The organism is Herminiimonas sp. (genome assembly GCF_030645555.1).
Lineage (GTDB): Bacteria > Pseudomonadota > Gammaproteobacteria > Burkholderiales > Burkholderiaceae_D > Oxalicibacterium.
Window position 1 is genome coordinate 1 of the sequence record NZ_JAUSME010000275.1, and the last position, 7555, is coordinate 7555.

At 54.5% G+C, this 7555-nt stretch carries 9 protein-coding genes; 4 read left to right on the top strand and 5 right to left on the bottom strand.

Annotation, left to right across the window (positions count from 1 at the left end):
- From Q7T06_RS10520 to Q7T06_RS10540, 5 genes are all read right to left on the bottom strand, one after another.
- On the bottom strand, nt 1–528 hold a 528-nt coding region (locus tag Q7T06_RS10520; protein ID WP_304784389.1), incomplete at its 3' end, for a succinate dehydrogenase iron-sulfur subunit.
- 11 nt (nt 529–539) lie between these two features.
- Nucleotides 540–2318 (bottom strand): succinate dehydrogenase flavoprotein subunit, encoded by a 1779-nt coding sequence (gene sdhA, locus Q7T06_RS10525; RefSeq protein ID WP_304784391.1) that lies wholly within the window; start codon nt 2316–2318, stop codon nt 540–542.
- 1 nt (nt 2319) lies between these two features.
- Complete coding sequence (sdhD, locus tag Q7T06_RS10530; RefSeq protein WP_304784393.1) at nt 2320–2685, bottom strand: succinate dehydrogenase, hydrophobic membrane anchor protein; 366 nt, start codon at nt 2683–2685, stop codon at nt 2320–2322.
- Nucleotides 2685–3095 (bottom strand): succinate dehydrogenase, cytochrome b556 subunit, encoded by a 411-nt coding sequence (gene sdhC / locus Q7T06_RS10535; RefSeq protein ID WP_304784396.1) that lies wholly within the window; start codon nt 3093–3095, stop codon nt 2685–2687. Before sdhC ends, sdhD begins: the two co-directional genes overlap by 1 nt.
- Before the next feature lie 152 nt (nt 3096–3247).
- Nucleotides 3248–4039 carry a GntR family transcriptional regulator gene (locus Q7T06_RS10540; RefSeq protein WP_304784398.1) on the bottom strand — a complete coding sequence of 264 codons (792 nt, stop codon included), beginning with the start codon at nt 4037–4039 and terminating at the stop codon, nt 3248–3250.
- A gap of 280 nt (nt 4040–4319) precedes the next feature.
- Between Q7T06_RS10540 and Q7T06_RS10545 the strand changes: the two genes are divergently transcribed.
- The 4 genes from Q7T06_RS10545 to Q7T06_RS10560 all read left to right on the top strand — a co-directional run.
- Nucleotides 4320–5309 (top strand): malate dehydrogenase, encoded by a 990-nt coding sequence (locus Q7T06_RS10545; RefSeq protein WP_304784400.1) that lies wholly within the window; start codon nt 4320–4322, stop codon nt 5307–5309.
- Between the two features lie 114 nt (nt 5310–5423).
- The gene (locus tag Q7T06_RS10550; protein ID WP_304784402.1) at nt 5424–6395 is read left to right on the top strand and encodes a CoA ester lyase; all 972 of its coding nucleotides are present in this window, start codon (nt 5424–5426) and stop codon (nt 6393–6395) included.
- A 64-nt stretch (nt 6396–6459) separates the two neighbouring features.
- Entirely contained in the window at nt 6460–6954 is a 495-nt protein-coding gene (locus tag Q7T06_RS10555; protein WP_304784404.1) for an MliC family protein, read from the top strand.
- A gap of 89 nt (nt 6955–7043) precedes the next feature.
- The coding region (locus tag Q7T06_RS10560; protein ID WP_304784406.1) for an aconitase family protein at nt 7044–7555 on the top strand (512 nt) is incomplete at its 3' end.

A 7555-nucleotide genomic window follows, 5' to 3' on the forward strand; every position in this document is an offset into this window, starting at 1 on the left:
CGCCTGCAACAAACCGGCCGGGCCGACGAATTTATCCGGGTTCCACCAGAATGACGGACAGGAAGTCGAGCAGCAGGCACAAAGGATGCACTCGTACAAACCATCCAGCTCTTCACGTTCCGCTGGCGACTGCAAACGTTCTTTCGCGGGCGGAATTGTATCGTTAATCAGGTAAGGCTTGATCGAATCGTACTGTTTGAAGAATTGCGTCATGTCGACGATCAAGTCGCGTATCACCGGCAAGCCAGGCAATGGACGCAAAACCACCGGTTCCGTCACTTCATTCAGGTTTGTAGTACAGGCCAGGCCATTCTTGCCATTGATATTCATCGCATCCGAGCCGCACACGCCTTCACGGCAGGAGCGGCGCAGCGACAGCGAATCATCCACATCGGCCTTGACGCGCAATAATGCGTCGAGCAGCATTTTATCATTCGCCTGCAATTCAACCGTCACATCCTGCATGTACGGTTTCGCATCCTTGTCAGGATCATAGCGATAAATCTGTAATCTAAGAGTCCGTGCCATGTTCTGACCTTTTAGAAAGTGCGTGGTTTAGGCTTGAAGGTGTCGACAGTCAGCGGCTTGGTGACGACCGGCTTGTAGTCGAGACGATTGCCTTCGGAATAAAACAGCGAGTGTTTCATCCAGTTTTCATCATCGCGTTTTTCGTAATCGCGGTGCGCATGCGCACCACGCGATTCCTTACGCGCCGCAGCCGACGTGATCGTTGCCTTGGCGGTTTCGATCAGATTGTCTAGCTCCAGTGCTTCTATGCGCGCGGTATTGAAGACCTTGGATTTATCCTTGAATGAAACGTGCTTGCGACGTTCATCAAGCTCCATGATTTTCGTGTAGCCGGTTTGCAGCAAGGCATCGGTACGGAACACGCTGCAATACTGCTGCATGGTCGAACGGATATCGTTGGCGACATCCTGTACCCGCTCGGAACCGGTGCTGTGCTCAAGCTTGGACAGGCGCGACAGGGCCAGATCGGCGGCATCGGCCGGCAAAGGCTTGTGTTCGCGTTGCTTCAGGTGCGTTTCGACGATGTGGTTGCCGGCCGCACGGCCGAACACGATCAGATCGAGCAGCGAATTGGTGCCCAGGCGATTGGCGCCATGCACCGAGACGCAAGCGCATTCGCCGATTGCATACAAGCCATTAACGACATGATTCGGATTGCCGTTTTTCGGCTCGACTACCTGGCCGTGGATATTGGTTGGAATGCCGCCCATCTGATAATGGATGGTCGGCACAACAGGTATCGGTTCGCGCGTCGCATCGACATTGGCAAACTTGTGTGCAATTTCCAGGATCGATGGCAAACGTTTTTGTATGGTCTCGGCGCCGATATGACGCAGATCCAGCATCACGTGATCCTTGTTCGGACCGCAACCGCGCCCTTCCTTGATTTCCTGATCCATAGAGCGCGAGACGAAATCGCGCGGCGCCAGATCCTTCAGCGTAGGCGCATAGCGCTCCATGAAGCGTTCGCCATTGCTGTTGACCAGTATGCCGCCCTCGCCGCGCACGCCTTCGGTAATCAACACACCCGCACCGGCCACGCCGGTCGGATGAAATTGCCAGAATTCCATGTCTTCCAGCGGCAAGCCGGCGCGTGCCGCCATGCCCATGCCGTCGCCGGTATTGATGAAGGCATTCGTCGAAGCCGCCCAGATGCGGCCAGCGCCACCGGTAGCAAACATCGTCGTTTTGGCTTCCAGCATCATCACTTCGCCGGTTTCCATTTCCAGTGCGACCACACCGATGACATCGCCTTGCGCATCGCGCATCAAATCGATCGCCATCCACTCGACAAAAAAGTGCGTACGGGCGCGGACATTGCGCTGATACAGGGTATGCAGCAAGGCATGACCGGTCCGATCGGCGGCGGCGCAGGCGCGCTGCACCGGTTTTTCACCGAAGTTGGCAGTGTGACCACCGAACGGGCGCTGATAAATCGTGCCATCGGCATTGCGGTCGAAAGGCATGCCGAAATGCTCGAGCTCGTAGACTACTTTCGGCGCTTCACGGCACATGAATTCGATCGCATCCTGGTCGCCCAGATAATCCGAGCCCTTGACGGTATCGAACATATGCCAGTACCAATTGTCTTCCGCCATGTTACCTAGCGATGCGCCTATCCCGCCTTGTGCGGCCACCGTGTGCGAACGGGTTGGGAATACCTTGGACAATACTGCGACATTCAAACCTGCCTCGGCCAGCTGCAGCGAAGCGCGCATGCCCGAACCGCCGGCGCCGATGATAACGGCGTCAAACTTGCGCGATGGAATACCGGATTTAATTGCTGCCACGTTACGCTCTCCAGATAATTTGTGCCGCCCAGCCAGCACAGGCGATCAGCCACACGATAGTGGCAGCCTGCAATGTGAGACGTATCGAAACCGGTTTGATGTAATCCATCAAGATGTTACGCATGCCGACCCAGGCGTGATAAAACAGCGCGAGAAAGGTGGCGAAAGTGAGCATCTTGAACCATTGCTGCGCGAACAGGCCGGCCCAGCCTTCATAGCTGAAGTCGCTGCCGAACAGGAAGGCAATCAGCAAGACCAGCGTATAAACGATCATCACGACTGCAGTAATGCGTTGCGCGAGCCAATCCCTTAAACCGTAATGTGCGCCGACGACCAGTCTGTGCGGTCCGATATTGTCAATTGGCATCAGAAGGCTCCGAACAGTTTGAGCGCGATGAGCGCGGTTAAAGGCAGGCTGACAGACAGCACGATGGCCGCCGATTTTCTTCCCTTGTGCTTGTCCACGCCGACATGTACATCCATCAGCAAGTGGCGTATGCCGGCACAGAAATGGTGCAGATAAGCCCAGGTCAAGGCCAGTATGACCAGCTTGACAAACCAGTGCGACACGATGCCCTTGAAATACTCAAAAGAGATTTCAGACAGCAGGCTCTTGTCGAGCAGCAGCAGGATCAAGGGCAGCAGCACGAACAGCAAGGCGCCGCTGATGCGGTGCAATATGGAGATGATTGCAGCCAGTGGCATGCGATAACGCACGAGATCCGTAATGTTTATATTACGGAACTGTGGCTTGCCGGTTTTGAGCGCATCAGACATGGCGTGACTTTCCCAAACGAGATAAACCCCTAATTTTCACCGATTTTGGTGCAGCACACCAAAACAAATCGTGTTTAATAATTTTCATCTATTTGCCTGTTTGACAAATAAACTGCTGCTACGCTGATAAACCAACGCGCCGCAATTCATTCTCAACTCAATTCATTTTGATAATGATGATTGTTTGTCACATAAAGGGAGCGACGCACTTCCACTGCCTTGTCACCATATGTATAGGAAACCCGGTTCACGCTCAGCAAGGGGGTATTCAGCGGCACTGCCAGCAAGCCGGAAGCAATCTGATCAGCGACCACGGCACGTATGCTTTCGACGGCCCGTATCATTTGCGTACCGAATTCGGTTTCCAGCAATGCATACATAGGGCCCTTGTATTGCAGCACGCGCTCAAGCGACAAGCCCTTGAAGGTCAATCCGGGCAACCACAATTCTTCGAGGATGGTCGGCGCGCCGTCGAAAGACTGTATGCGCTTGATGAAAAAGACTGAATCGCCGTTCTTGATATCCAGCTGGCGTGCAATATCAGCTGGCGCACGCAGGCGCTTTGCCTCGATAATATTGTTGTCCGGGTATTGCGCTACGCCGACATCCGGCTTCAGGCGCAGGAAACGGAATTGCGCACGCGCTTCATGATGCGTTGCGACAAATGTGCCTTTGCCCTGTCGCCGCACCACCAGATTTTCCGCGGAAAGTTCATCGATCGCCTTGCGTACCGTGCCCTGGCTGACCTTGAAACGATTCGCCAGCTCGACTTCGCTCGGGATCAGTTCGCCCGGACGCCACTCGCCCGACTGCAGGCTTTGCGTCATCAAGGCCTTGATTTGCTGATACAGCGGACTGAAGGTGGGAGACGATCCAGACGATGATGCACCGGTAGCAGGATAGACTGCATTGCTGTTCGGCGAAGAGGAGTGGGCTGAGCTCATGTATGCGATTTCACCACAAAACCACCTGAGCCGTCCAGTAAAAGATAATAATTAACATGTCTTATATAAGACATAAGATACATATTGACAGCGCCATACCGGCAGCCTACACTCGCGATCAAGATCGTTTTGCCGTTTTTTCACGCGACAAAAAACAAGATCGATTATTGGCTTAGTAAATAGTCTGCGCTGACTTCTCTGATATTCAACTGTATCATTGCGCCACGCGGAATATTTTCCCAATACCCAACCTCGATCATCACTACCTTGGAGATTCAACATGGCTAAAGCCCCCATGCGTGTCGCCGTCACCGGCGCCGCCGGCCAGATCGGCTATTCCCTTCTGTTCCGCATCGCTAACGGCGACCTGTTGGGCAAAGACCAGCCAGTTATTTTGCAGTTGCTGGAAATTGATAATGAAAAAGCACAAAACGCGCTGAAAGGCGTGATCATGGAAATCGACGATTGCGCATTTCCATTGCTGGCCGGCGTGACCGCGCACAGCGACCCGCTGACTGCATTCAAGGATGCAGACGTGGCATTGCTGGTGGGTGCACGTCCACGCGGCCCGGGCATGGAGCGCAAGGATTTGCTGGAAGCCAATGCACAGATTTTCACGGTGCAAGGTAAGGCGCTGGATGCAGTTGCATCGCGCAACGTCAAGGTACTGGTGGTCGGTAACCCAGCCAACACCAACGCTTACATCGCGATGAAATCGGCACCCAACCTGCCGGCGAAAAACTTCACCGCCATGCTGCGCCTGGATCACAACCGCGCCCTGTCGCAAATCGCGGCAAAAACCGGCAAGCCGGTTGCAGCCATAGAAAAACTGGTCGTCTGGGGCAACCACTCGCCTACCATGTATCCCGACTACCGCTTTGCGACTGTCGATGGTGCATCGGTCAAAGCTGCCATCAATGACGAAGTCTGGAACAAGGATGTCTTCCTGCCGACCGTGGGCAAACGTGGTGCCGCCATCATCGAAGCACGCGGCGTATCGTCAGCAGCATCGGCCGCCAATGCAGCCATCGATCACATCCGCGATTGGGTACTCGGCACCAATGGCAAATGGGTAACGATGGGTATTCCGTCGGATGGCTCATACGGGATACCGAAGGACACGATGTTCGGCTTCCCTGTCACCACCGAAAACGGTGAATACAAAATCGTTCAAGGCCTGGAAATCGATGCATTCTCGCAAGAGCGCATCGACCTGACCCTGAAGGAATTGTCGGAAGAACGCGAAGGCGTGAAGCATCTCTTAGCTTGATGTCAGTCCCGGGCGGAGGAGCCTCAGCTCGCCCGCCCGGGCGTCACCGCAACGAGCCTGAACCACAGCAAGTCTGAACGACTGAACTGAACGACCGAACATTACGCACCGCACATGCATCCTTCCGAAGCGCTCTTTCTAGGCACGTCTGCACCGGTTTCGATACCGGTATGCGATCACTATGCCGGCTCTGAAAAACTGATGCGCAAATCGCTGGCCCTGCAACAGGAGCTGGGCCCGGTTTTCGATATCACCTTCGATTGCGAAGATGGCGCGGCACACGGCGACGAAGCAGCCCACGCGCAGTTGATAGGCACACTCATCGCCGGCGAAGAAAACAGGTTTGACCGGATAGGTGCGCGCGTACACGACGTCACCAGCGAATTCTTCGAGCAGGATGTCACTATCATCCTGCAACACGCAGCAAAACGTCTGGCTTACCTGGTCGTGCCCAAGGTCGACAGCGTGGCCGATGTCAAGCAGGCGATCACCCTCATCAATCGCCACGCGAAGAAGCAGGGTCGCAGCAATCTGCCGGTACATGTTTTGATAGAAACACATGGTGCACTGGCGGATGCTTTCGCGATCGCCGCGCTGCCGCAGGTTCAATGCCTGTCCTTCGGTGTCATGGATTTCGTTTCTGCACATTACGGCGCCATTCCCGGCAGTGCAATGCGCTCGCCCGGACAATTCACGCATCCCTTGCTGGTGCGCGCCAAGCTGGAGATTGCCGCCGCATGCCATGCACACGGCAAGACGCCTTCGCACAATGTCACTACCGAAATCAATGATACGGCCGTGGTTGCCAGTGACTCGCACCGCGCCGCAGCAGAATTTGGCTATACGCGGATGTGGAGCATCCACCCCAGCCAGATCAAGCCCATCGTGAAATCGTTTGCTCCCCGCATTTCGGAAGTGAACGAAGCCGTCGCTATCCTGTCGCAAGCAAAGGCGACGCAGTGGGGTCCGATACAACACCTGGGAAAATTGCACGATCGCGCCAGCTATCGCTACTACTGGACCATACTGCAGCGTGCCCAAGCCAGCGGCTTGCCTTTACCCGATACTGCCAGCACCGTTTTATGACTACACCCTCGTCAGCAGCAACTTGCAACACTATCGAATTACCAGAATTTAATGGAGATTTTGCATGAAAAAATTACTCTGTGCCTTCCTGCTGATCGGCATGTCTTCAGCCATCAATCCTGCCTTTGCGCAATCGACTGCAACTGCAGCGAAAAAGGACGCGACACAAAAACCTGCCAAGAAAACCGTCAAGAAAGCTGCGCCCGCCAAGGCCGCAGCAGCTGCAACAGCCGGCGATGACGATGATGAAGATCTCGGTGAAGCCAATATCGAAGGCTCGGTCGTCACCTATTTCAATTGCGAGCTGGGCAACAAGATCACTGCCTACTACAACGACAACGACGACAAGCACGTCGCCATACGCTGGAAAGACAAAGTCCACCGCATGCGCAGAGTCGGCACCAGCACTGGCGCCAATCGTTTCGAGAATCGCAGGGCAGGCCTGGTATGGATCAACATTCCATCCAAGGCGATGTTGCTGGATTCGAAAATAGGCCAGCAACTGGCCAATGAATGCCGCGATCCAGCCCAGCTGCGGGCACTGGCGGCAAAAGGTTAAACAGGTAAAGGCGATGTCGCAGCATTGAAATCCGACGACATCGCTTATCAGATGGTTTTGTATCGCTTATTTTGCATCAAGGAGAAATCATGTCGCGCAACACATTGAATACGCTCAAGGAATTCAATATCTCAGGCACCAAAAAGGGTGCATTTTATTCGCTGCCTGCACTGGGTAAAAAACTCGGCGTTAATGTTGCACGACTACCGATCTCGATCCGCATCGTGCTGGAATCGGTCTTGCGTAATTGCGACGGCAAAAAAGTGACTGAAGAGCACGTGCGCCAACTGGCCAACTGGGTCCCTGCTGCTGCGCGCACCGATGAAATCCCCTTTGTCGTCGCCCGCGTGGTGCTGCAGGATTTTACCGGCGTGCCTTTGCTGGCCGATCTGGCCGCAATGCGTGGCGTCGCGAAAAAAATGGGCAAGAACCCAAAAAATATCGAACCGCTGGTGCCGGTCGATCTGGTGGTCGATCACTCGGTCCAGATCGATCATTTCCGCCAAAAGAATGCGCTCGACCTGAACATGAAGCTGGAATTCCAGCGCAATAACGAACGCTACCAGTTCATGAAATGGGGCATGCAGGCATTCGATACCTT

Bases quoted from the DNA above. Each gene is read 5' to 3' on its own strand.
- sdhC (WP_304784396.1), bottom strand. From the start codon at position 3,095: ATGTCTGATGCGCTCAAAACCGGCAAGCCACAGTTCCGTAATATAAAC.
- Q7T06_RS10545 (WP_304784400.1), top strand. From the start codon at position 4,320: ATGGCTAAAGCCCCCATGCGTGTCGCCGTCACCGGCGCCGCCGGCCAG.
- Q7T06_RS10555 (WP_304784404.1), top strand. From the start codon at position 6,460: ATGAAAAAATTACTCTGTGCCTTCCTGCTGATCGGCATGTCTTCAGCC.
- sdhD (WP_304784393.1), bottom strand. From the start codon at position 2,685: ATGCCAATTGACAATATCGGACCGCACAGACTGGTCGTCGGCGCACAT.
- Q7T06_RS10540 (WP_304784398.1), bottom strand. From the start codon at position 4,039: ATGAGCTCAGCCCACTCCTCTTCGCCGAACAGCAATGCAGTCTATCCT.
- Q7T06_RS10550 (WP_304784402.1), top strand. From the start codon at position 5,424: ATGCATCCTTCCGAAGCGCTCTTTCTAGGCACGTCTGCACCGGTTTCG.